At 65.6% G+C, this 24,544-nt stretch carries 17 protein-coding genes and 1 tRNA gene; 13 read left to right on the top strand and 5 right to left on the bottom strand.

The annotated features are described in order from the left end of the window. Positions 1–100: 100 nt before the first annotated feature. Together lnt and ASF32_RS15230 are read left to right on the top strand one after the other, a co-directional pair. Complete coding sequence (lnt, locus tag ASF32_RS15235; protein WP_082470379.1) at positions 101–1,792, top strand: apolipoprotein N-acyltransferase; 1,692 nt, start codon at positions 101–103, stop codon at positions 1,790–1,792. Continuing rightward, positions 1,789–2,976 carry an MFS transporter gene (locus tag ASF32_RS15230; RefSeq protein ID WP_244483664.1) on the top strand — a complete coding sequence of 396 codons (1,188 nt, stop codon included), beginning with the start codon at positions 1,789–1,791 and terminating at the stop codon, positions 2,974–2,976. Before lnt ends, ASF32_RS15230 begins: the two co-directional genes overlap by 4 nt. A gap of 68 nt (positions 2,977–3,044) precedes the next feature. Here the strand turns inward: ASF32_RS15230 and ASF32_RS15225 are convergent, their stop codons facing one another. Continuing rightward, the gene (locus ASF32_RS15225; protein WP_056429937.1) at positions 3,045–4,634 is read right to left on the bottom strand and encodes a catalase; all 1,590 of its coding nucleotides are present in this window, start codon (positions 4,632–4,634) and stop codon (positions 3,045–3,047) included. A 148-nt stretch (positions 4,635–4,782) separates the two neighbouring features. Between ASF32_RS15225 and ASF32_RS15220 the strand changes: the two genes are divergently transcribed. The 11 genes from ASF32_RS15220 to ASF32_RS15170 all read left to right on the top strand — a co-directional run bounded on the left by ASF32_RS15220 (position 4,783) and on the right by ASF32_RS15170 (position 18,849). Further along, positions 4,783–5,742, top strand: a complete 960-nt coding sequence (locus ASF32_RS15220; RefSeq protein WP_056429935.1) for a LysR substrate-binding domain-containing protein — start codon at positions 4,783–4,785, stop codon at positions 5,740–5,742. A 30-nt stretch (positions 5,743–5,772) separates the two neighbouring features. Continuing rightward, positions 5,773–6,822, top strand: a complete 1,050-nt coding sequence (locus tag ASF32_RS15215; RefSeq protein WP_200919142.1) for an AbrB family transcriptional regulator — start codon at positions 5,773–5,775, stop codon at positions 6,820–6,822. Between the two features lie 4 nt (positions 6,823–6,826). Next, positions 6,827–7,174: a diacylglycerol kinase gene (locus tag ASF32_RS15210; protein ID WP_056429931.1), complete on the top strand. Its 348-nt coding sequence runs from the start codon at positions 6,827–6,829 to the stop codon at positions 7,172–7,174. A 145-nt stretch (positions 7,175–7,319) separates the two neighbouring features. After that, entirely contained in the window at positions 7,320–8,882 is a 1,563-nt protein-coding gene (gene ilvA / locus ASF32_RS15205; RefSeq protein WP_056429928.1) for a threonine ammonia-lyase, biosynthetic, read from the top strand. 245 nt (positions 8,883–9,127) lie between these two features. Continuing rightward, positions 9,128–11,278 (top strand): methyl-accepting chemotaxis protein, encoded by a 2,151-nt coding sequence (locus ASF32_RS15200; RefSeq protein ID WP_056429925.1) that lies wholly within the window; start codon positions 9,128–9,130, stop codon positions 11,276–11,278. Positions 11,279–11,364: 86 nt separating this feature from the next. Then, positions 11,365–12,249, top strand: coding sequence for a prolipoprotein diacylglyceryl transferase (gene lgt, locus ASF32_RS15195; protein WP_056429922.1), 885 nt, complete (start codon positions 11,365–11,367; stop codon positions 12,247–12,249). Further along, positions 12,246–13,322: an SAM-dependent methyltransferase gene (locus ASF32_RS15190; protein WP_056429919.1), complete on the top strand. Its 1,077-nt coding sequence runs from the start codon at positions 12,246–12,248 to the stop codon at positions 13,320–13,322. The genes lgt and ASF32_RS15190 overlap by 4 nt, the downstream gene beginning before the upstream one ends. A 287-nt stretch (positions 13,323–13,609) precedes the next feature. Then, positions 13,610–13,933 carry a rhodanese-like domain-containing protein gene (locus ASF32_RS15185; protein WP_056429916.1) on the top strand — a complete coding sequence of 108 codons (324 nt, stop codon included), beginning with the start codon at positions 13,610–13,612 and terminating at the stop codon, positions 13,931–13,933. A 142-nt stretch (positions 13,934–14,075) separates the two neighbouring features. Then, positions 14,076–15,224 carry an efflux RND transporter periplasmic adaptor subunit gene (locus ASF32_RS15180; protein ID WP_056429913.1) on the top strand — a complete coding sequence of 383 codons (1,149 nt, stop codon included), beginning with the start codon at positions 14,076–14,078 and terminating at the stop codon, positions 15,222–15,224. Between the two features lie 140 nt (positions 15,225–15,364). Continuing rightward, entirely contained in the window at positions 15,365–18,574 is a 3,210-nt protein-coding gene (locus tag ASF32_RS15175; protein ID WP_056429910.1) for a multidrug efflux RND transporter permease subunit, read from the top strand. A gap of 198 nt (positions 18,575–18,772) precedes the next feature. Then, positions 18,773–18,849: transfer RNA gene (locus ASF32_RS15170), tRNA-Pro, on the top strand. A 208-nt stretch (positions 18,850–19,057) separates the two neighbouring features. Here the strand turns inward: ASF32_RS15170 and ASF32_RS15165 are convergent. From ASF32_RS15165 to ASF32_RS15150, 4 genes are all read right to left on the bottom strand, one after another. Then, a complete protein-coding gene (locus ASF32_RS15165; protein ID WP_056429907.1) occupies positions 19,058–19,312 on the bottom strand; it encodes a hypothetical protein in 255 nt (84 codons plus the stop codon). Between the two features lie 111 nt (positions 19,313–19,423). Beyond that, positions 19,424–20,983, bottom strand: a complete 1,560-nt coding sequence (locus tag ASF32_RS15160; protein ID WP_056429904.1) for a SpoVR family protein — start codon at positions 20,981–20,983, stop codon at positions 19,424–19,426. 117 nt (positions 20,984–21,100) lie between these two features. Beyond that, positions 21,101–22,402, bottom strand: coding sequence for a YeaH/YhbH family protein (locus tag ASF32_RS15155; RefSeq protein ID WP_056429901.1), 1,302 nt, complete (start codon positions 22,400–22,402; stop codon positions 21,101–21,103). A 109-nt stretch (positions 22,403–22,511) separates the two neighbouring features. Further along, positions 22,512–24,464, bottom strand: a complete 1,953-nt coding sequence (locus tag ASF32_RS15150) for a PrkA family serine protein kinase (protein ID WP_056429897.1) — start codon at positions 24,462–24,464, stop codon at positions 22,512–22,514. Positions 24,465–24,544: the final 80 nt, after the last annotated feature.

The raw sequence follows: 24,544 nt of genomic DNA, 5'->3' as shown, positions 1-24,544 counted from the left end.
CGCGCTGCGGACCTCGCGCCAGGCTTTCGTCTCACATCAGCTTTTCACAGGACGTGGCGGACACGCCTCGGGCTGATGCTCCAGCCGGGATGACCCGAAGATGAGCTACGCCTTCGACGGTGCCGGGTCGCGCCCTGCGCCCGTGCCCGGAAGCGCGACGGGGCCGCTCGCACACCTCGCGCAATGGATCATGCTGACCTCCGGCTGGCGTCGCCTGCTCGTGTCGATCGCCGCCGGCGCCGTCGGCGCATTGGCGATGCCGCCTTTCGGTGCCCTGCCCGCCCTCGTCGTTTCGCTGAGCATCGCCGTCTGGTTGATCGACGGGGCGGCAACGGGGCGGCGGGGAAACCGCGGTGCGGTCCTCGCCTGCGCGGTCATCGGCTGGGCCTGGGGCTTCGGCTACCTCACCGCCGGTCTGTGGTGGCTCGGCTCCGCGTTCCTGGTAGAGGCGGACGAGTTCTTATGGGCGTTGCCCCTCGGCGTGATCGGCCTGCCCGCGGTGCTCGCGCTGTTCTACGCCGCGGGTTTCGCGCTGGCGCGCGTGCTCTGGTCACAGGGTCCCGCACGTATCGCCGCTCTCGCGGTCGGCATCTCTGCTTCTGAGTGGCTACGCGGTCACCTCTTTACCGGGTTTCCCTGGAACACCCTCGGCATGGCGCTCGGCCAGAACCTTTGGCTGATGCAATCCGCCTCGGTGATCGGGCTCTACGGCCTTACGCTTCTCGCTGTCCTGATCGCGGCAGCGCCCGCCACCCTCGCGACCGGCACAACGGCACGAGGGCGTTACGCACCGGCCCTGGCGGCCTCCGCCGGACTCGCCGCGATGGCGCTGTTCGGGATCGTTCGTCTGCCGCCGACAGCCACGGCGACAGTGGAAGGGGTACGTCTGCGGCTGGTCCAGCCGAACCTCAACCAGGACGCCAAGTTCCGCCCGGAAAATCGGGCCGACATCATCGACTGGTACATCGGTCTCAGCGATCGTGCCGCCGCGCCGGACCGTACCGGCATCGCGGACGTCACCCACGTGATCTGGCCCGAATCGGCGTTCCCCTTCCTGATCCAGCGCGATCCGGACTCGCTCGCACGCATCGCCGCTGCTTTCCCCCCGGGGCGGCAGCTCATCACCGGCGCGGCCCGCGCCGAGGAGCCATTGCCGAATGAGCGCCCGCGCTTCTTCAATTCGATCCTGACGATCTCGTCCGGTCCGAAGCTCGGCGACATCTACGACAAGGTCCATCTCGTGCCGTTCGGCGAGTATCTGCCGGGGCCCCTCGACGCAGCGTTGAGGGCGGTGGGTCTACGCCAGTTCGTGTCGATTCCCGGCGGATTCACGCCCGGCGCCCGGTCCGGCCAGCGTCTGCTCGACATCGCGGGACTTCCCTCCGTTGTCGCGACGATCTGCTACGAGGCGATCTTTCCCGGCGAAATCCTGCCCGGACACGCGCCCGACGGGTCGTCTCCCGTTCCGGGGCTGATCCTGAACGTCACCAACGATGCCTGGTTCGGCGATACGCCTGGGCCGCGCCAGCACTTCGCCCAGGCCCGATTGCGGGCCGTGGAAGAAGGATTGCCCATGGTGCGCGACGCCAATACCGGCATCTCGGCGGTGGTCGACCCGTATGGACGCATTACTGCCAGCCTGCCCGTGGGGGTAGAAGGCATCCTCGATGCGGATCTCCCCGTTCGGTTGCCCGGCCGCACAGTCTACGCCGTCCTGCGTGACCTGCCCTTCGCCGCGATGCTTGCCGGCCTCGGCCTCATCGCCCTCTTGGTAAGGCGCCGCATCGCGTGACCGACCCCACATTGCGGAACGCCCGCCCGGTCCTCGTCGGGCTCGGGATGATGCTGGTCGCGTTCAACATGCGCCCCGCCCTCACCTCTCTCGGTCCTCTACTCGATGCCATCCGCGCCGAGACTGGCCTGACCGCCGCGGGGGCGGCGTTCCTGACGACCCTGCCGGTCCTCTGCCTCGGCCTCGCCTGCGTGCTCGGCCCCGTCATGGTCCGGCGGACGGGGGCGGAGCGTGGTGTGCTGGTCGCGATCCTAGTCATCGCCCTCGGCTCGGCCCTGCGCGGGCTCGGAGGGCTCCCTCCCCTTTTCGCCGGGGCCTGTATCGCGGCCGTCGGGATCGGCCTTGCGGGCGTCCTGTTGCCCGGATTGGTGAAGCGAGACTTCTCCGGGCAGGCCGGTTTGATGACCGGACTCTACACGATGGTTCTCTGCCTCGGCGCGGCGACGGGCGCCGGATCGGCGGTGCCCCTGGCCGATGCCTTCGGAGGCTGGACGCGGGCGATGGCGGTCTGGGCCGTGCCGGCCGTGGCGGCGGCCATCGCCTGGATCGTCTTCGTGCCCCATCGCGAGAAGGGGCCGCCGCCCGCCCGCCGCCGCCCGCTCTGGCGCGATTCCCTGGCCTGGCAGGTCACCGGGTTCATGGGCCTGCAATCTTCCCTCGCCTACATCACCTTCGGCTGGCTCCCGGTCGTGCTGCAGAGCCGTGGCCTGTCGGCGCTGGAGGCCGGGTTCGTCACCTCCATCATGAGCATCGGACAGGCGCCGAGCGCCCTCCTCGTGCCGGCTTTCGCCGCGCGGCTGCGGGACCAGCGCGGTATCGCGTTCGCCCTTCTCATCCTGTCGGCGGCGAGTTTCCTGGCGCTGGTCGATGGACCGGTCGCACTCGTACTCCCGTTCGGCATCGGGCTCGGTCTCGGAATCGGCGGTTTGTTCGGACTCGCCCTCACCATCGTGGTGCTGCGCGCCCGCGATGCGGTCGGCGCGGCCGATCTCTCGGCGATGTCCCAGGCGGTGGGCTATTCCATCGCCGCCCTCGGCCCGCTGGGATTCGGCCTGGCGCACGACTTGTTCGGGGGCTGGCGCGTCTCGGCCGGTCTGTTCTGTGCCATCGCCCTAGCGTCCGGAATCTTCGCCCTCGGCGCGGGCCGAGACCGGAAGGTCGGCGCGGCTTCCGCCGCGGAATGACCGCATAAAAAATCCCCGCGATCACGAGGATCGCGGGGAGGTCATGGTTCAGTCCGAACTACCGGAGCTTATTCGGCGGCGACGCGATGCGCCTGGCTGCCATCCGTGTAGGTCTCGGCCTGGAGGCGCTTGCCCGGAGCCGCGCGGCCCGGCAGCGGCGGCAGGGCCTTGGCCTTCTCCAGATCGATGCCGGCACCTTCGGCAACGCGACGGCCGTAATCCTCGTCGGCATGCCAGAAGTGCCAGACCATCCGCAGCTGGATGGCTTCCGGGCACTGCTTCATGTCGCCGACGAGATTGGCGATCAGGTCGTCACGCTCCCAATCCTGGAACGAACGGTAGCGGACGCCGGCCTGGGTGTAGTCGTCCTCGGTGCGCGAGGTCTGGTAGCGGCCGAGCTGGCCCTGCACCGGCTGGTGATAGTCCTTGGCGGGCTTCGGAGCCTCGCGCAGGCCCTCGGCCAGCGTCGAAGGCTCGTAGTTGATGTGCCGGTTCGGACCGGTGCCGTCGACCGAGTAGGTCATCTGGCCGTCACGCTGGTTCGAATAGACCTTCACGCCGGGCTGCGGCGCATTGATCGGCAGCTGCAGGTAATTGGCGCCGACGCGGTAACGCTGCGTGTCCGAATAGGATAGCGTCCGGCCCTGGAGCATCTTGTCGTCCGAGAAGTCGATGCCGTCCACGAGCACGCCGGTACCGAAGGCCGACTGCTCGACTTCCGCGAAGAAGTTGTCCGGCACGCGGTCGAGCACCATGCGACCCACAGGCAGAAGCGGGAAGTCCTCGACCGGCCACAGCTTGGTGTCGTCGAGGGGATCGAACGACAGGTGGTCGTTCGGGCCGTCCGGCATGATCTGCACGCAGAATTCCCACTCGGGGAAGTTGCCCTTTGAGATGTTGTCGTAGAGGTCACGCGTGGCGTGGCCGACATCCTTGGCCTGGATTTCGGACGCCTGGGCCGAAGTCAGGTTGCGGACGCCCTGCTTGGGCTCCCAGTGGAACTTGCAGAGCACGGCTTCGCCCTGGTCGTTGACCAGCTTGTAGGTGTTGACGCCCGAGCCCTCCATCTCGCGATAGTTGGCGGGAATGCCCCAGGGCGACTTCAAGTGAGTCACCATGTGGATGGCTTCAGGGTGCTGGGACACGAAGTCGAAGAAGCGCCACGCCTCCTGACGGTTCGTCACCGGGTCCGGCTTGAACGCGTGGATCATGTCGGGGAACTTGATCGCATCGCGGATGAAGAAGACCTTGAGGTTGTTGCCCACGAGGTCCCAGTTGCCGTCGACGGTCTTGAACTTCACCGCGAAGCCGCGCGGGTCGCGCTCGGTCTCCGGGCTCTCCTTGGCACCGGCCACAGTGGAAAAGCGCACGAACATCGGCGTCTTCACGCCGGTCTCGTTCAGGACGCGGGCGCGGGTGTACTTGGAGGCCGGCTCGTTGCCGATCTTGCCATAGGCTTCGAAATAGCCATGGGCGCCGGCGCCGCGGGCATGGACGACACGCTCGGGAATACGCTCACGGTCGAAATGAGTGATCTTCTCGATGAACTGGTAGTTCTCGAGGGTCGCCGGTCCCCGCTCGCCGACCGTGCGCGTGCTCTGGTTGTCACGGACCGGATGGCCCTGGCGGGTGGTCAGTATCGGGCGTTGATCGCTCATGCGGAACTCTCTCCTAGAATGTCGGGACGATCCGGATCGGGCGTGCGGTGTCGCGTCGCCATCCTGGAATCGTTCTGAGACACCCTTATGAACCGTGCCCGATCGTTTGGCTAATGCATCGTCGCAAAGGCTGCGATAGACAGAGCCTATGAATGTATCTGGTCTGTCCCTCCGGGATCTGGAATATGCCGTCGCCGTTGCCGAGGAGAATCACTTCGGACGGGCGGCCGAACGCTGCAATGTGAGCCAGCCCACACTCAGCGTGCAGGTCCGCAAGCTCGAAGAGGCCTTGGGCCTCGTTCTCTTCGAACGCGGCAACCGACGGGTGATGCTGACTCCGGCGGGTCAGAGCATCGTCCGCCAGGCCCGCACGGTGCTGGCCGAGGCGCAGCGGCTGCTGGCTCTGGCGAGCGAAGGGCGCGGCGCGCCCCTTACCGGACGCCTGGTCCTGGCCGCCATCCAGACCCTGGGGCCGTATCTGTTTCCCCTCGTGCTGAGAACATTGCGGCAGGAATTTCCTATCCTGTCCCTGGCATTGAGCGAGGCGAAGACGGCCGAAATCCTGGAGGGGCTGCGCGACGGCAGGGTCGACGCCGCCTTGATCTCCCTGCCGATCCCCACGTCCGGTCTCACCGTCTCGCCGCTCTTCATCGAGCCGTTCCTGCTCGCTTGTCCCGCCGATCATGCCCTCGCCCAGGGCGGGGCGTTGCGGGCGACGGACATTGCCGGGCCGGACCTCCTTCTCCTCGACGAGGGTAATTGCCTTCGCGATCAGGCCGTCGCAGCGTGCGGGGCCGGCTCCGCGGCGGGCCGCCATGCCACCTCGCTCGAAACCCTGCGCTCGATGGTGGCGGCCGGCGCCGGCTACACCCTGCTCCCCGCGCTCGCCGTGCCGGCCGGGGCCGATGCCAGCGGCCTTACCGTGACGCGCGGCTTCGATCTCGACGGGCCGGGCCGGACCATCGCTCTGGCCTGGCGCTCCAGCGACCCGCGCGCCAGCGGCCTTGCGCATCTGGCGAGCTTCTTCAGGGCGCACGCGCCCGCCGGGACAACGGCGTTTCGCGACGATGCCCCGGCGGGTCGTGACAGCGTCGCCGAACCGGTGTAGCGCCGGCTGCCTTCCCAAGAATGGTCTCCCGTGATCAGCCCGCGCTCCCTCGGCCTCTGGACGGCGCTCGTCGCCGCCTCGGCGGTCATCGCCTACAGCCTCACGCTCGCGCAGTTCCCGGCGGCGCTCCTCCTGGGGCCGATGCTCGTCGCCATCGCTTTCGGGGTCGGCGGTGCGAGCCTGTCGTTGGCGAAACCGGGTTTCCAGGCGGCGCAGGCCATCATCGGCTGCCTCGTCGCCAAATCCGTGACCGCCGACATCGTCGGGACACTTCTCGATGACGGGCTGCTGATCCTCGCCGTGGTGTTGGTCACCGTCATGGCCGGCGCCCTTGTCGGCTGGGCGCTGACCCGCCTGCGAATCCTCCCGGGTAGTACCGCCGCCTGGGGCTCGTCCCCTGGCGGAGCCGCCGCCATGACGGCCATGGCGGAAGAATACGGCGCGGATCCGCGCCTCGTCGCCTTCATGCAATATGTCCGCGTCGCTGCCGTGGTCCTGTCGGCCTCGGTGGTCGCCCGCATCCTCACCGACACATCGATTCCGGCAAAGGCCGCATCGCTGGAGGAGGCCAGTATCCTCCCTGTGCTGGTGACGCTCTCAGTCGCCGGGATCGGCGCCGCGCTGGCCCGCTTTCTGCGCCTGCCGGCGAGTGCCCTCGTCGGGCCGATGATCCTGGGTGCCGTGCTCCACGCCATGGGCCTCGTCTCGATGACCCTGCCGGAGCCGCTCCTCGATCTCGCCTATGCTTGCATCGGCTGGTATGTCGGCCTGCGTTTCACCGCGCAGACGTTGCGCGAGACCGTCGCCGCCCTGCCGGGCATCCTCACCGCCACCCTTGCGGTCATCGCCCTTTGCGGCGGCTGGGCCTTCGGCTTGACCTTCCTGCTTCCGGTGGATTTCCTCACGGCGTTTCTCGCGACGAGCCCCGGTGGGCTCGATTCCGTGGCGATCATCGCCGTCGGCTCGAAGGCCGACGTCTCCTTCGTCCTGGCGGTGCAGACCCTGCGCCTGTTCGTCGTCCTGATCACCGGACCGCTTCTGGCCAAGTGGATCGCACGCGGCGCTCCGGCGGATCGCTGAAAGCATGCGCGCGCTCTACTTCGCCTTCCTCAATTCCTGGCGCGGGCTCGTCTTCGGCGCCCGGACGGAACGGGCCCTGCGCCTGGAGCTCGTCCTGTTGGTGGTCGGCGTTCCGGCGGCCCTGCTGCTCGGCGGAACGCTCTGGATCCGCGTGGCACTCCTGGCCGGCCTGCTCCTCATGCTGGCGGCCGAATTCCTGAACACGGCGATCGAGAAACTCTGCGACCACCTCCACCCGGACCACCATGCGCGGATCGGCGTGGTGAAGGATCTCGCCTCCGCCGGGGCCTTTATGGCGCAGGCCGTGGCGGCCCTGGTGTGGCTGGCAGCCCTGGTCGACAGGTTCTTTTAAAGTCGACCCTCGTTTGCCATCTCCGCTACGGGCGGCGCCTTGTCCCACCGGGCCGGTGGATCGCCCCTCGCTTCTTTGTCGCCTCGGGCGTATCCCGAGGCACACCCGACATCGATTCTGAACCCCCGACGGAGCACGCGTCTCCTTGACCGACTATATCCGCAAGATCCTCACCGCCCGCGTCTACGACGTCGCCATCGAGAGTCCGCTCGATCCGATGCCGCGCATGTCCGCGCGCCTGGGGCGCCCGATTCTGCTCAAGCGCGAGGATCTGCAGCCGGTCTTCTCGTTCAAGCTGCGCGGTGCTTACAACAAGATGTCCGGCCTCTCCTCCGAAGTCCTGGCGCGCGGGGTCGTCTGCGCTTCGGCCGGAAACCACGCGCAGGGCGTCGCCCTGGCGGCGGCCCGTCTCACCGTGCGCGCCGTCATCGTGATGCCGCGCACGACCCCCGCCATCAAGGTCGATGCCTGCCGCGCGCGCGGAGCCGAGGTCGTGCTGTTCGGCGATACGTTCGACGAGGCGCTCGGCCATGCCCGCCAATTGGAAGGCGAGCAGGGTCTCACGTTCCTTCACCCGTTCGACGATCCCGATGTGATCGCCGGACAGGGCACCATCGGCATGGAGATCCTGACCCAGCATTCCGGGCCGATCGAGGCGATCTTCGTGCCGGTCGGCGGCGGCGGTCTCGCCGCCGGCATCGCGACTTTCGTGAAGTACTTGCGGCCGGAGACGAAGGTCATCGGTGTCGAGCCGGACGATGCCGCCTGCATGGCGGCGGCCCTGGCCGCCGATGAGCGTGTCGTTCTGCCGACCGTGGGATTGTTCGCCGACGGTGTCGCCGTGCGCCAGGCCGGCGAGGAAACCTTCCGTCTCTGCCGCGAGCATCTCGACGGGGTCATCACCGTCGATACCGACGCCATGTGCGCGGCAGTCAAGGACATCTTCGACGATACCCGCGCCGTCTCCGAGCCGTCCGGCGCCCTGGCTCTGGCCGGTGCCAAGGTCTATGCGGCGCGAGAGGGCGGCTCGGCGGGGACGCTGGTGGCGATCTCCTCCGGGGCCAACCTCAACTTCGATCGTCTGCGGCACATCGCCGAGCGTGCCGAGATCGGCGAACAGCGCGAGGCGCTCCTCGGCGTGACGATCCCCGAAGAGGCGGGTTCCTATCGCGCCTTCATCCGCCATCTCGGCCCGCGTGCGATCACCGAGTTCAACTACCGCTACGCGTCCTCCGCCGAGGCGCAGATCTTCGTGGGCATCAACTTGCCCGGCGGAATCCCGGAGAAGCGTGACCTCATCGCCGGCCTCAGGGCCGACGGCTACAGCGTGGTCGATCTCAGCGACAACGAGATGGCCAAAGTGCATATCCGCTACATGGTCGGCGGTCGCTCGACCGAACTCACCGACGAGCGCATCTACCGCTTCCAGTTCCCGGAGCGTCCGGGTGCCCTCCTGCGGTTCCTCGACGGTTTGGCGGACGGGTTCAACATCACCCTGTTCCACTATCGTAACCACGGCGCCGATTACGGCCGGGTGCTCGCTGGAATCAGCGTTCCCCGAGAAGAGCGCCAGCGCTTCGATACCGCCCTGGACGATCTCGGATACCCGTATGTGGATGAAACGGACAATCTCGCCTACCGCCTGTTCCTGGCAACGGGAGAGATTGCCCGGTCGGAGCTCGAAGTTTCCGGTCGTACTTCTGGCTAATGAAGGCGCTGCAAGTTTCGGTTGAAGCGCGGTCGCGCGGGCACGCTTCAATGAGGGAAAGGCGTCGAGGCCTCGGATGAAACATTTTTTTGATGTTTGCCTTGGCGTCCTTCCACGTAAGCCAAGGGCATGCCGAAACAGCATTCCTCGGCCGTGAAAATTACGCAGTCCCCACTCTAAGGAACACTTTCTAAATTTGTCATAGGATAATTTGCGCCCTAGTTTTCCCAGGGGCCTACTTCCTTATGTCCATAGCCAGCAGTCTCAACGTCCGCCTTCCCGTGATGATCGTCGGTCTGGCAATGGTCAGTACTGCCCTCATGGGCAGCCTGAGCTGGTATTCGGCTAGGTCCGGATTGACATCCGCCGTGCAAGAGCGACTGGAATTCGCCGCTACGGCTCGTAAGACCGGGCTGGAACTGATCGCCGACCGCGCCCGCGGCGATCTGATCGCTACCGCCGGCAATAATCAGGTCTCCAGCAATGTCGGCGATCTGGTCGAAGCCCTCGATCCCAATAAGGCCGATTATGCCGGCCTCGTTCAGGCCTTCACCAGCCCGGCGACCGTGCAGGAACGCATGGCCGTCGAGGGTACGGGCACGATGTATGGCCGACGCCACGCCAAGGTTCAGGAAGTCGCCCGCAAACTCCTGGAGCGTCCCGGCTATGCCGACCTTCTCTTCGTCGATGAGGAGGGGCGCATTGTCTACACCACGACGAAGGGCGCGGATTTCACCCATAGCCTCTCGGAGCCGGACCTGCAGAAATCCGGTCTTGCCAAGCTGATCGAGCGCCTGAAGACCGCCGAGCCCGACAGTGTTCTCTCGCAGGACTTCGCCGCCTATCCCACCGATTCCGGTCCCTCCGCCTTCCTGGGACGTGGCATCTACCGTCGCGCCAACGTCGCCATGGGAACCGGCCAGGCCGCCTCGCGGATCGGCTTCCTCGTGCTGCGCGTGACGCCCGCCCTCTTCGACGCTTCGCTGTCCGAACGGAACGGCCTGGGCGATACGGGACAGGTCATGGCAGTCGGTTCCGATGGGCTGCTGCGTGGTAACCCACCCCTGAACTCTGCCGTGAAGGCGGGCATGCCCGTCACGATGGCCGGGCTTGACGCCGAGAGCCTGAAATCCGGCAAGCCCTTCGTCTACGGCAGCGGCAACAAAGCCCGCCTGGCCGCCACCGCCTCGATCTCGATGCTGGGTTCGCCCTGGACGATCGTCGCCGAGCAGGCCCAGAGCGAGGCGCTGCATTCCGTGAACAGCCTGACGAAATCGCTGCTCATGTCGGCTCTCGCGGTTCTCGCCGCCACGGCTCTTCTCGGCCTGCTCTTCGCCCGCAGCATCGTCCGGCCCCTCGGCGCCCTCGCCCGTGCCCTCCAGGCCTTGGCCCGCCGCGAGACCCTCGACGAGGTCCCCGGCAGCCGTCGTGCCGACGAGATCGGCGAGATCGCCCGCGCCGTCGTCACCATTCGCGACATTTCTCTGGAAGACGCTGCCCAGCAGCTTCAAACCACCGAGGCCTCCCGCATGCGCGCCGAGATCGAGCGCCGCGCCCTGCTCAACGAACTCGCCGACAATTTCGAGCGCTCCGTCGGCCGCATCGTGGATGGCGTGTCGTCCGCCTCGGCGAGCCTGCATGATGCGTCGAACAGCATGACCATGACCGTTGACGGCACGGTCAGCCGTTCGACCTCTGTCGCTGCTACCGCCCACCAGACTGCCGGCAACGTCAACGCGGTGGCCGCGGCCGCCGAGGAACTCGGCGCCACGGTCCAGGAGATCGGCCGTCAGGTCGAGCAGGCCGCCGATATGTCGCGCTCCGCCGTCGAGGAGGCGAGCCGTACCGCGGAGACCATGCGCACGCTGTCGGTTGCCGCGACGCGCATCGGTGACGTGGTCGGCATGGTCCAGCAGATCGCTTCGCAGACCAACCTGTTGGCCCTCAACGCGACCATCGAAGCCGCGCGTGCGGGCGAAGCCGGACGCGGGTTCGCCGTCGTGGCGGCCGAGGTGAAGAGCCTCGCCGAGCAGACCTCCCGTGCCACGGCCGAGATCCACCAGCAGGTGGAGGCGATCCAGGGCGCGACCAACGGCGCATCGGGCGCGATCCAGGGCATCGTCTCGCGGATCGAAAGCATGAGCATGGTGACCAGCAGCATCGCTGCGGCGGTCGAGGAGCAGAGCCTCACCACCCAGGAGATCGTCCGCAACATGGGGCAGGCTTCTGCCGGGACCGGCGCGATGACCACGGATATCGAGGAGGTCGCCCGCTCGGCGGCCGAGGCCGGCACCTCCGCCGGCCGGGTCCTGGTGGCCTCGGAAGACCTGTCGACACAGTCCGACAGCCTGCGTTCGGAAGTCGGTCAATTCCTCGCGACGGTGCGGGCCGCCTGACCCATCATGGGCCTCCCGCGTCGACCGAGGGTTGACGCGGGAGGCCCGGAACGTCCACAGCCGGCCCCATTCCTGGAGGCCAGCCGATGCCGCCGTTGCTCGCCCTGCCCTTTCCCGCCATCGATCCGGTGGCGGTGGCGATCGGCCCGATCACGATCAAGTGGTACGCCCTGTCCTACATTGCCGGCCTCGTCGGCGGCTGGTTCTATGCCCGCCGGCTGGTGGCGGCGGACCGGTTCTGGGGTGTCGTGCGGCGGCCGAGCCTCAACGACATCGACGACCTCATTGTCTGGGTCGCCCTCGGCGTCGTCCTCGGCGGCCGCATCGGCTACGTCCTGTTCTACAATTTGCCGCTTTATCTCGACGATCCCCTCGAGATCCTGGCGATCCGCAACGGCGGCATGTCGTTCCACGGCGGCTTTCTCGGCGCGGTGCTGGCGATGGTGCTGTTCGCCCGATCGCGAAAACTGTCGCCCTATACCCTTCTCGATCTCGCCGCCGTCGTCGTTCCCATCGGCCTGTTCTTCGGCCGCATCGCCAATTTCGTGAATGGCGAATTGTGGGGGCGGATCGCGCCGGATTTTGCCTACGCGGTCGTGTTTCCCTCCGGCGGCCCGCTGGCGCGGCATCCCAGCCAGCTCTACGAGGCGGCCACGGAAGGCGCCCTCCTCTTCGTGGTGATGGCGTTGGCCGTCCGTCGCTTCGGTTTCCGTAAGCCAGGTCTCCTCGGCGGGATCTTCGTCCTCGGCTACGCCCTCGCCCGCACGTTCTGCGAATTCTTTCGCGAACCCGACCGGCAACTCGGATACCTGTTTGGGACGGGGGACTGGCGCTATGGCGGCATCACCATGGGGATGCTGCTCTGCGTGCCCATGGCGCTGATCGGCCTCACCTACATCGCCCTCGCGCTCCGCGGCGTGACGCGGCCGCGCCGGCCCGTCGAGGAGACGGTGCGGGCTGATACGGCATGACCACGCCGCTCTTCGTCGAGATTCGCGACGAGATCGTCGAGGCGGGGCCGATGAGCCTCGCCCGCTACATGGCCCTCTGCCTCGGCCACCCGATCCATGGCTATTACCGCACCCGCGATCCCCTCGGCGCACGCGGCGATTTCGTGACGGCCCCCGAGATCAGTCAGATGTTCGGCGAGTTGATCGGGATCTGGATCGCCGTGACCTGGGCCTCCATGGGAGGGCCGAGCGATCTCGTCCTGACTGAACTCGGCCCCGGGCGCGGTACGTTGATGGCCGATGCCCTGCGGGCGCTGGGCCGGGCGGCGCCGGATTTCCAGCCCGCCGTCCATCTCGTAGAGACGAGCCCCCTGCTTCGGGCGGCACAGGCCTCCCGCCTCGGAGCCGTGTCTCCGACCTGGCACGATGGGATCGAGACCCTGCCCGAAGGGCCGATGATCGTCGTTGCAAACGAATTCTTCGATGCGCTTCCCGTTCGCCAGTTCCAGCGTACGGAACGCGGCTGGTGTGAGCGTCTCGTCGGCCTTTCGCCGGATGGCGGTCGTCTCACGTTCGGTCTGGCCGCCGAGCCCGATCGCGAGATCAGCGCACAGGCGCCGGTCGGCGTGCTGATGACCGTTCCAGCACCGGCCCTCGGCATCTCGCGAAATCTCAGCCGCCGGATCGTCGCCCAGGGCGGCGCGCTGCTGGCCATCGATTACGGGCATGTGCGACCCGGATTCGGCGATACGTTCCAAGCGGTATCGGCTCACCGCTTCGCCGATCCCCTACTGTTTCCCGGTGAGGCGGATCTGACGACCCATGTCGATTTCGCCGCCCTCGGCCGAGCGGCCAGGGGTGAAGGCGCCCGTATCGACGGTCCGCTGGACCAGGGAGCGTTCCTCCTGAACCTGGGACTACGCCAACGCGCCGATCGCCTGAAAGTCGGGGCGAGCCGTGCGCAGGCCGACGCGGTCGATACCGCGTTCCATCGGCTCACAGCATCGGGAAAACGAGGCATGGGCAGCCTGTTCCAGGCCATTGGAATCGCCGGTCCAAGACTGCCCGTTCTCAGCGGTTTCACCCCGTCCTAACTACGATCTCGGCGGTCTGCGACGACGCTCGGGGCACGGGCGATGCGGTCGCGCAGGTCCTGCACCTACCCAGGATCTCTCGAAGACTTCGAACAGATGCGGCGGGAATTGGCGGTCATCGCGCCTATCCGTGCCACTCGAACAGCTTCGCTCTATCGAGCCGAACCTCCTCCGGCCCGGATTGCCGAACATTGGCGCTAGCCCTCGTCCGGCTGAGGATTTGCCGAGATGACGCCTGACGCATAAGAACATTCGCCACACCGGGCGATGAAGCGAGGGCCAAGCGCATGAAGGTTGTCGATCTCGATCGGGAAATGGTCAAACGCGGGCTCGACGACGGATCGATCCTGCTCATCGATGTGCGGGAGCCGCACGAATATTCGGCCGGGCATATTCCGGGTTCGGTCACCCACCCTCTATCGACCTTCGACACGCAAGCGTTGTCCACCCTCATCTCCGAGGACGGGCGCCGCCCGGTCTTTTCGTGCGCGGCCGGTGTCCGTTCGGTTCATGCCTTGGCCGCCGCGCAATCCGCCGGGATCCCGGTGGAGGAGCATTATGTCGGTGGGTTCAAGGACTGGTATCGTGCCGGCGAAACGGTCGAGTCCTGAACATCCGGTGTCCGAAGTCCGGCCGGTCGGCGGTTCGGCGATTATTCCACGCCTCAATCCCATCGCTCCACGGGCTATGTGCGGCAGCGCACGACATCGCGGGAACGGTGCCTTTAGCTCGCTGGGCGCAGGGAAAAGCAACATGATCAAGCGTCCGCTCTCCGGATGGTCGTCCGCGATCCTCCTGTCCGCAGCATTTCTAGCCTTCGCATCTCCGGTCTCCGCGCAGGCGCCCGGCGGGCCGCCTCCCAAAGTCACCACGGCCAAGCCGGTGGTGCGTGAGATCGTCGAAACCGACATGTATACCGGGCGGTTCGATCCGGTAGAGATCGTCGACGTGCGGGCGCGGGTCACCGGCTATCTCGAGAAGGTCAACTTCGTGGATGGCGCGACGGTGAAGAAGGGCGACCTGCTCTTCGTCATCGACCGCCGCCCCTACAAGGCCGCCCTCGACCAGGCCAAGGCCGCCCTCACCTCCGCGCAGGCCGGGCTGACCTTCTCCCAGACCGACCTCGAACGCGCTCAGACCCTGAGCCGCTCGGGCAACATCTCAGAGCAGGTGACGGATCAGCGCCGTCAGGCGTCGCAGACGGCACAAGCCAATGTCGATAGCGCCGACGCCCAGCTTCGACAGGCTCAGCTCAATTACGACTTCACCGAAGTCCGCGCCCCGATCTCTGGCCGGATCAGTCAGCGCCTCGTCACCGAGGGCAACATTGTCATCACCGATCAGACCCAGCTGACGACCATCGTCTCCCTGGACCCGATCTATTTCGGCTTCACCGTCGATGAGCGCTCGTTCCTGAAATACCAGGGCAGCCTCGGCATCGGCATGGGCCAGACCCAGAAGGGCAAGGGCGTTCCGATCCTGATCGCCCTGACGAACGAGACAAAGCCCACCCGCAAGGGCACGCTCGACTTCGTGGATAACCGGGTCGACAACGCCACCGGTACGGTGCTGCTGCGCGCCACGGTCGAGAACCCGGACGGCTTCATCAAGCCGGGCCTGTTCGGCATCGTTTCGCTGCCGGCGACGAAGCCGTTCCAGGGTATCCTGCTCCCCGACGAGGCCATCTCGGCGAACCAGGACAAGCGCATCGTCTACATCGTGGCCGATGATGGCTCGGTGAGCACCCGCGACGTGAAGCTCGGGCCGAAGGTCGATGGATACCGCGTGATCCGCGAAGGCCTGAAGGGCGACGAGAACATCGTCGTCAACGGCCTGTCCCGCGTCCGCCCCGGCGCCAAGGTGACGGCAGAGGCGAGCACGCTGCCGCCGAGCCGCAGCTGACGCGACCCCATTCTAGACCGGGCCCGCTCGTTTCCGCCTTCCGTTTCAGGGGCGTGACATCTGGCGGGTCCGTGACGGCGAACGAAGAAACATTCCCGCAGAGGTGGCCCAGGGTTCCTATGCGGCGAGAGGTTTGACCGATGCGCTTTGCCCACTTCTTCGTCGATCGGCCGATCTTCGCGTCGGTGACGTCGATCATCTTCCTGATCCTCGGCTACGTCTCCTACGAGTCGCTGCCCGTCGCGCAATATCCCGAGATCGTTCCGCCGACCGTCGTCGTGCGCGCCTCGTATCCGGGCGCCAATGCCGAGACGGTGGCGGCGACGATCGCGACGCCGATCGAGCAGGAGGTGAACGGCGTCGACAACATGCTCTACATGACGTCGTTGTCGACCAATGACGGCAACATGCAGCTGACCGTCACCTTCAAGGTCGGCACCAACCTCGATATCGCCAACGTGCTGGTTCAGAACCGCCTCTCGGTGGCGCAACCACGCCTGCCGCCGGACGTGCGCAACCTCGGCGTCACCGTCCGCAAGTCGTCGCCCGATCTGATGATGGTCGTGCATCTGCTTTCACCAGACAACACCTACGACCAGAACTACCTCTCGAACTACATCTACCTGCGAATCCGCGACGAGCTCCTGCGCCTCGATGGCGTCGGCGACATCACCGTGTTCGGCGGCAGCGAATACGCGCTCCGCATCTGGCTCGATCCGAACAAGCTCTCCGCCTACGGGCTCTCGACCACCGATGTCATCTCGGCTCTGCAGGAGCAGAACGTCCAGGTCGCTTCCGGCGCCCTCGGCGCCCCGCCCGCACCGAAGGACAACGCCTTCCAGCTCGTCGTCCAGTCCCAGGGCCGCTTCCAGACCCCGGAGGAGTTCACCGAGGTCATCGTCAAGGCCAGCGACGGCCGCCTCGTGCGCGTGAAGGACATTGCCCGCACCGAGATGGGCCAGAAGGACTACACCACGCAGTCCTTCCTGAACGGGACCCCCGCCGTCGGCGTCGGCGTGTTCCAGCGTCCGGGGACGAACGCACTCGAAGCCGCCTCGCAGGTGCGGGCGACGATGGAGACGATCAAGAAGAGCTTCCCGCCGGGGGTCGAGTACCGTATCGCCTACAACCCCACGGAGTTCATCGAAGAATCGGTCCACGAGGTCTACAAGACCCTGTTCGAAGCCGTGGCCCTCGTGGTCGTCGTGGTCATCGTCTTCCTGCAGAGCTGGCGCACGGCGCTGATCCCCGTGATCGCGATCCCGGTCTCGCTCATCGGCACCTTCGCCGCCATGCAGGCCTTCGGCTTCTCCATCAACAACCTGACCCTGTTCGGGCTCGTTCTCGCCATCGGCATCGTCGTCGACGACGCGATCGTCGTGGTGGAGAATGTCGAGCGCAACATGGCCGAGGGGCTCTCCCCCGGAGACGCCGCGCACAAGACCATGGACGAAGTGGGAGGTGCGGTGCTCGCCATCGCCCTCGTCCTGTCGGCGGTGTTCATCCCGACGGCGTTCATCCCGGGCATTTCCGGCCAGTTCTACAAGCAGTTCGCGTTGACCATCGCGGCTTCGACCATTATCTCGATGTTCAACTCGCTGACGCTGTCACCGGCGCTCTGCAAGCTGCTGCTGAAGCCCCACCACGAACATGCCAAGCCGAAATTCTTCCTGACGCGGTTCTTCGGCTGGCTCGCTGACTTGTTCAATCGGGGCTTCGACAAGCTCTCGCATTGGTATGCGGCGACGATCGGCTTCCTGACCGGACGCATGATCGGCTTGCTCGGTATGATGGTGGTGTATGCCGCGATCATCGCCGGAACGCTGCATGTGGCCACCACGACGCCCACCGGCTTCATCCCGCAACAGGACCAGGGCTACCTCATCGGCGTCGTCCAGCTGCCGGCGGGCTCGGCTCTGGAGCGCACTACCGCCGTGGTGCGGCGGGCCGCCGACATGGCCCTGAAGGTCGACGGCGTCGCCGATGCCGTCATCATCTCGGGCTTCGACGGGGCGACCTTCACCAACACCACCAACGGCGCCGTGATGTTCCTGGTCCTGAAGGGGGCAAAGGAGCGTGCCACGACGGGTAGGACGGCGGCGGCCATCACCGGCGACGTGTTCAAGGCCACGGCCTCGATCCAAGAGGCCCGCGTCCTGTTCATTCCGCCGCCGCCCGTCCGAGGCCTCGGTACCGGCGGTGGCTTCAAGATGCAGATCGAGAGCCGCCAGAACTCGGCCATCGCTCCGCTGCTGGCCGCCACGAACGAGATTCTCGGTCAGGCGAACCAGAGCAACGACGTCCAGCGCGTGTTCACCACCTTCGGCAACGACACACCTCAGCTCTTCATCGACATCGATCGCACGATGGCGCGGATGCTGAACGTGCCGCTCGCCTCGGTCTTCGCCACGCTGCAGACCAATCTCGGCGGTGCCTACGTCAACGACTTCAACACGTTCGGCCGTATCTATCAGGTACGTGCCCAGGCCGACGCGGCCTTCCGCCTGGAGAAGGGCGATATCGAGCGGCTGAAGGTGCGTTCCTCCACCGGCGCCCTGGTGCCGATGGGAACCCTCGCTTCGATCCGCGAGATCAGCGGGCCGCAGATCGTCCAGCGGTTCAACCTGTTCTACTCGGTGCCGATCCAGGGCGATGCCAAGCCCGGCGTGTCGACCGGCCAGGCGCTCGCAGCGATGGAGAAGATCGCTCAGTCCCTGCCGGAAGGCTACGCCTACGACTGGACCGAGATCGCCTTCCAGCAGAAGGCGACGGGCAACACCGCGATCTACGTCTTCGGTCTCGGCGTGCTCCTCGTCTTCCTGGTGCTCGCGGCGCAGTACGAATCCTGGGCGCTGCCGCTGGCGATCATCCTCGTCGTGCCGACAGGTGTGCTCTCGGCCTTGGGCGCGGTCCAGTTCAGGGGGCAGGACAACAACATCCTGACCCAGATCGGGCTGATCGTGCTCATCGGTCTGGCGGCGAAGAACGCAATCCTGATCGTGGAATTCGCTCACCAGCTCGAGGAGACGGAGAAGAAGGGGCCGGTTGCCGCTGCGGTGGAAGCCTGCCGCCTGCGCCTGCGCCCGATCCTGATGACGGCCTTCGCCTTCATCCTCGGTACGGTCCCCCTCGTTATCGCCACCGGTCCCGGCGCGGAGATGCGTCAAGCTCTCGGAACCGCCGTCTGTTTCGGTATGATCGGCGCGACGTTCTTCGGGCTGTTCCTGACCCCGGTCTTCTATGTGGCGATCCGCAACATACTGATCTGGTTCGCCAAGAAGCGTGGCAAGGATCCGCACGACACCACCCCCGACAAGCACGATCCCCACGCGACGCCGTCGCACGCGTGAAGACGACAAGGTCCGGCGCATGAAGCTCTGCGCCGGACTCGCGGAAAAGGGGTTGCACGGGAAGGACCGTGAAGCTAAGACCCCTCAGCCCGTTACAGGGCGTCGAAGCGGAGCGCAGCCCAGTCAGCGCGTTGGTCCTCGGACCAAGGACTGGATCGGTGTTTTTCGCAGTCGATCGGTAGTCAGGACGGTTCTTGACGGAGTATAGCGCAGCCCGGTAGCGCACCTGTCTGGGGGACAGGGGGTCGCAGGTTCAAGTCCTGCTACTCCGACCATTAAAACGCGGTGACATTGGCCTTCGAGCTTATGTCGTCCGTCCTGACGGAAAGGCCGGGGTGCGCAGCCCCGGCCTTTTTCGTTTGCCTGAGAATTCCGGATTTCGGCATCGACTCCGGATGCATCGCGATACGGCCGAATCGATATCAGACGCCGATCGGGCTGCGGGGACGGCTGCGCCGACGGCGAGGTCCGGTGTACCGAGCCTCAGGCCGTCACCCTGCTGAAGGTCGCACCGATGGTCTCCTCGCCGCGCCATACCACGCGGCAAACTTCCATCCCCGCGACACAGGAGGAGTACAGGATGAACGTGTCAGGGACCTGGATGGCTTCCGGGAGGGTGAGGCGCACACCGGAGGCGGATATGTCGTAGACGATGCAGGGGATCGTCGTGTGTTCGTCTATGGCGATCAGGCCAGCCTCGTCCTTGCGGAGCCGCTCATCGATCCGACGCTCTCTCATACAAACCTCGCCATTTGCGCCTTCGAGGATGGGTGAGCGCCTGCGAAGGAAAGGCGAGCGCGATGGATCAAATACGATGCATCGCGGCTCAATCCCGTGTGTTCCGGCCCGTCAGAAGAAGATCGGCCGCGCCGCCGCGTGATGTTCGGCGAGGATCGCGCCCGTCGCCGGGTCGATTTCTTTCAGCACCGCGTCGTAGCCCCAGAGATCCGCCAGATGCTGCAGGACGCGTCTGGCATCGTCGGCCTGGAGCGTGATGCGGTTCAGCGCCTTGTGATGGACGATGAGGCGGCGGTCGCCCTCCAGGTCGACATCCACCACCTCGATATCGGGATCGAGCCAGGCGACGTCGTATTGTCGTGCGAAGGATCGGCGTAGCTTGCGGTAACCGCGCTCGTCATGGATCGCCTCGACGCGCAGTTCGGCTTCGTCGGGATCGTCGACGACGTGGAACAGGCGCATGTCGCGCATGAGCTTTGGGCTGAGGAACTGCACGATGAAGCTCTCGTCCCGATAATTCGCCCAGATGTCGCGCAGGGTCGCCATCGCGTCGCCCGTGCCGGCGATCTCGGGGAACCAATGCCGGTCTTCCTCCGTCGGCTGCTCCACGATGCGGGCGATGTCCTGCATCATCGCGAAGCCGATGGCGTAGGGATTGTGCCCGCCATAGCCGCGCTCGTTGTAGTTCGGCTGGCGGATGACGTTGGTGTGCGACTGCAGGAATTCGAGATAGGCGGCTTCGTTGATGAGCCCCTTCTCCGACAGCGAGGTCATGATCCGATAGTGGCAGTAGGTGGCGCAGCCCTCGTTCATCACCTTGGTCTGGCGCTGGGGATAGAAATACTGCGCCACGAGACGGACGATGCGCAGGATCTCGCGCTGCCAGGGCCGGAGCCTGGGGGCGGCCTTCTCGAGGAAATAGAGCAGGTTCTCCTGCGGTAGCTCCAGCAGCGCCTTGCGGCGCTCCAGGGCCGCATCCGGCCTGGCGCCGGCGGTCTTTTGCGGGAGGGTTCGCCAGAGATCGTTGTAGATCTGTTCGCCATGCTCAGCCCGCTCCCGCTCGCGACGTTGCTCGGAGGCGAGGTCGGGCCGTTTCTTGCGGGGATAGCGATGGATGCCCTGGCTCATCAGCGCATGCGCGGCGTCCAGCACCTGCTCCACGGCATGGTGGCCGTAGCGCTCCTCGCATCGGGAGATGAAGCCCTTCGCGAAGTCGAGGTAATCGAGGATACCCTCGGCATCGGTCCATTGCTTGAACAGGTAATTGTTCTTGAAGAAGTGGTTATGGCCGAAGGCGGCATGCGCGATCACCAGCGTCTGCATCGTCGCCGTGTTCTCCTCCATGATGTAGGAGATGCACGGATCGGAATTGATGACGATCTCGTAGGCGAGCCCCATCATCCCCCGCCGGTAACCGGCCTCGTGCTGGGCGAAATGCTTGCCGAAGGACCAGTGCTTGTAGAAGAGCGGCATGCCGATGGAGGCATAGGCGTCGAGCATCTGCTCGGCGGTGATGATCTCGATCTGGTTCGGGTACCAGGACAGGCCGAGTTCCCGCGCCTCGGCCTCGCACGCGTCATGAATGCGGCGGATGGTGTCGAAATCCCAGTCGTTCCCGCTGAACAGGGGTGTCTGGCGGCCCGAGATCGTTTGGGGAAGCGTGAGTGTCATGCGTGGTCCCGATCTATGCGTCGGTATAGTCCGCCCGCCTCATCGCTGAAGACCGAGAGGCCGGAACAGGTCTTCCCTCCTCCGTAGCGGGACGAGGGTCGCGCGCGAGAGCGCCGCTCACCCCTCCGCCTCCGCCCGGGCGTCCTTTCGCCCGAACAGGTCGCGGAAGACGGGGTAGATGTCGCGGCGGTGGTTGACCTTGCGCATGGCGATGGCGCCGCCCGATTTGGCGAGCCCCTCATAGGTGCGCCAAAGGGTGGTGCGGTGCTCCACGAAGCCGGCGCGAGGACCGTTCTCGTCGCCGACTTCGAGATAGGCGAAGTGCTGACAGGCGGGCAGGATATGCGCCCGCAGCAATTCGGTGGCAGTCGGCCCGTCGCTGGAGACGTTGTCGCCATCAGAGGCCTGCGCGGCGTAGATATTCCAATCATCCGGGCTGTAGCGCTCGGTGATGACCCGCTTCATCTCCACCAGGGCCGAAGAGACCAGCGTCCCGCCGGTCTCGCGGGATCCGAAGAACGTTTCCTCGTCCACCTCCGTCGCCTTGTCGGTATGGCGGATGAAGACGATCTCGACGTGGCGGTAGCGCCGCGTGAGGAAGATGTGCAGCAGGATGTAGAAGCGCTTGGCCAGATCCTTCATGTGCTCGGTCATCGAACCGGACACATCCATTAGGCAGAACATGACCGCCTGCGCGATGGGGCGCGGATAAGGCTCGAAGCGGCGGTAACGAAGATCGATCGGGTCGACATAGGGAATGCGCCGGGTGCGCTCGCGCAGGGCTTCGAGGGCGAGCTTCATGTCCGGAAGAAGCGGATCGGTCCCGTGGGCGTCGGCGATCCGCGCCTCGAGTTCCGCGATCTCGTTCGGCTTCGGCCGCTTCAGAGCGATGCGGCGCGACATGGAATTGCGCAGGGTGCGCGTCAGGGCGAGGTTGGCGGGCGAGCCGGACACCGTATAGCCCGCCCGACGCAGTCCCTCGGTTTCCACCACGGAGAGGCGGCGCTTGGCAAGGTCGGGGAGTTCCAGGTCTTCGAGGAAGAGTTCGAGGAACTCATCCCGCGTCAGCACGAAGTTGAAGGCGTCCTCGCTGTTCTCGGAGCCCTCACCGCCCTCCCCCGAACCCTTTCCACCGCCGCCGCCGGGTGGACGCTCGATCCGGTCTCCCTCCACGTAGGTCTTGTTGCCGGGAAGAATGTAGTCCTGAAATCCGGTGCCGGATTGCCGGCTGAATCTCGGTTCGCGAACGCCGTCGCCCGGAACCGTGACGCGGCCATCCTTGCCGAGATCTTTGATGTCCTTCTCGCGGGCCGATTCTCGCACGGCACGTTGGGCCATGTCTTTGACCCGGCGCAGGAAGCGCTGACGGTTCGCGAGGCTCTTGCCTCCTGGATTCAATCGACGGTCGACGATGTGCATCCGGTGTTTTCGCCCTCGCCTTCAAGACTCTGGCAGTTCGCTGGTCGTGGCGGGCGGACATCGATGATGCCCGCCCGTCTGTCCGTCGCGACGGGACGCGCTCGGAAAGCTAGCCCGCCTGTTTCACCCTCATGTACCATTCGACCAGCCGTCGGACCTGCCTTTCGGTGTAGCCGCGCGCCACCATGCGGTCGACGAACTCGCCATGCTTCTTCTCGGTGTCGCCGTCCTTCTTCGAACCAAAGGAGATCACCGGAAGCAGTTCCTCCACCTGGCTGAACATCCGGCGCTCGATCACCTCCCGCAGCTTCTCGTAGGAGGTCCATGACGGGTTGCGGCCGCCATGCTGTGCCCGCGAGCGAAGGGCGAACTTCACCACCTCGTTGCGGAAATCCTTGGGATTCGCGATGCCGGCCGGCTTCTCGATCTTGGTGAGCTCCTGGTTCAGGAGTTCACGATTGAGGAGCTGCCCCGTCTCGGAATCCTTGAAGTCCTGGTCCTCGATCCACGCATCGGCGTAGTCGATGTAACGGTCGAACAGGTTCTGGCCGTAATCATGGTAGGATTCGAGATAGGCTTTCTGGATCTCGTGGCCGATGAACTCGGCATAACGCGGCGCTAGCTCGGTCTTGATGAATTCGAGGTAGCGCTTCTCCGTCTCCGGCGGCAATTGCTCGCGGCGCAAGGCCTGTTCGAGCACGTACATGAGGTGCACGGGATCGGCGGAAACTTCGGTGGTGTCGTGGTTGAACGTCGCCGCCATCACCTTAAAGGCGAAGCGCGTGGAGATGCCGTCCATGCCCTCGTCGACGCCCGCCGAATCCTTGTATTCCTGCATGGAACGGGCACGGGGATCGACCTCGCGCAGGGATTCGCCGTCATAGACGCGCATCTTCGAGAAGGCGTTGGAATTCGCGTGTTCGCGCAGGCGCGAGAGCACGGAGAAACGCGCCAGCATCTCCAGCGTGCCGGGAGCGCAGGCCGCGTCCGCCAGTTCGGAGCCCGAGACCAGCTTCTCGTAGATCCGCTGCTCTTCCGTCACCCGCAGGCAGTACGGCACCTTGATCACGTAGATGCGGTCGATGAAGGCTTCGTTGTTCTTGTTGGTCTTGAAGGTCTGCCACTCGGACTCGTTCGAGTGCGCCAGGATGATCCCGGTGAAGGGGATCGCGCCGATATTTTCGGTCCCGACGTAATTGCCCTCCTGCGTCGCCGTGAGCAGCGGGTGCAGCATCTTGATGGGCGCCTTGAACATCTCGACGAATTCGAGAACGCCCTGGTTCGCCCGGTTGAGGCCGCCCGAGTAGGAATAGGCATCGGGGTCGGCCTGGGACAGCGTCTCCAGGCGGCGGATATCCACCTTGCCGACCAGGCTCGAGATGTCCTGATTGTTCTCGTCGCCGGGCTCGGTCTTGGCGATGCCGATCTGGCGCAGGCGTGAGGGCCGGACCTTGATGACCTTGAACTGCGAGATATCGCCGTTGAACTCGTCGAGGCGCTTCAGAGCCCAGGGGCTCATCAGCCCGGTGAGACGGCGGCGGGGAATGCCGTAGCGCTCCTGGATCTCGGCCCCCAGCACTTCGGGGTCGAAGAGGCCGAGGGGGCTTTCGAAGACGGGCGAGACCTCGTTACCGGCCTTGAGCACATAAATGGGGTGGACCTCCATCAGCGCCTTCAGCCGCTCGGCCAAAGACGACTTGCCGCCACCCACCGGGCCGAGCAGGTAGAGGATCTGCTTGCGCTCCTCCAAACCTTGCGCGGCGTGCCGGAAGAACGAGACGATCCGCTCGATCGTCTCCTCCATGCCGTAGAATTCAGAGAAGGCAGGGTAGATCCGGATCGTCCGGTTCATGAACACCCGGCCGAGGCGGGCATCCTTGGACGTATCGACGAATTCCGGTTTGCCGATCGCATCGAGGATGCGTTCGGCCGCTGTCGCATACATCAGGGGTTCGTCGCGGCAGGCCTCGAGAAATTCGGAGAGGCTCATCTCCGTGTCGCGGCGTGCTTCGTAACCCCGGGTAAAGCTCTGGAACAGGTCGTTCGTCGATGGCATTGGCATCCCGATCCCTTCACGACTGACGTAGCTTCATCCTGTCTCGGCTAGGATGCAACTGACAGGCCCAGTTTTGTCGCAGTGCG

This window comes from Methylobacterium sp. Leaf91, assembly GCF_001422815.1.
GTDB lineage: Bacteria > Pseudomonadota > Alphaproteobacteria > Rhizobiales > Beijerinckiaceae > Methylobacterium.
This window is presented reverse-complemented; position numbering and strand designations above follow the sequence as displayed.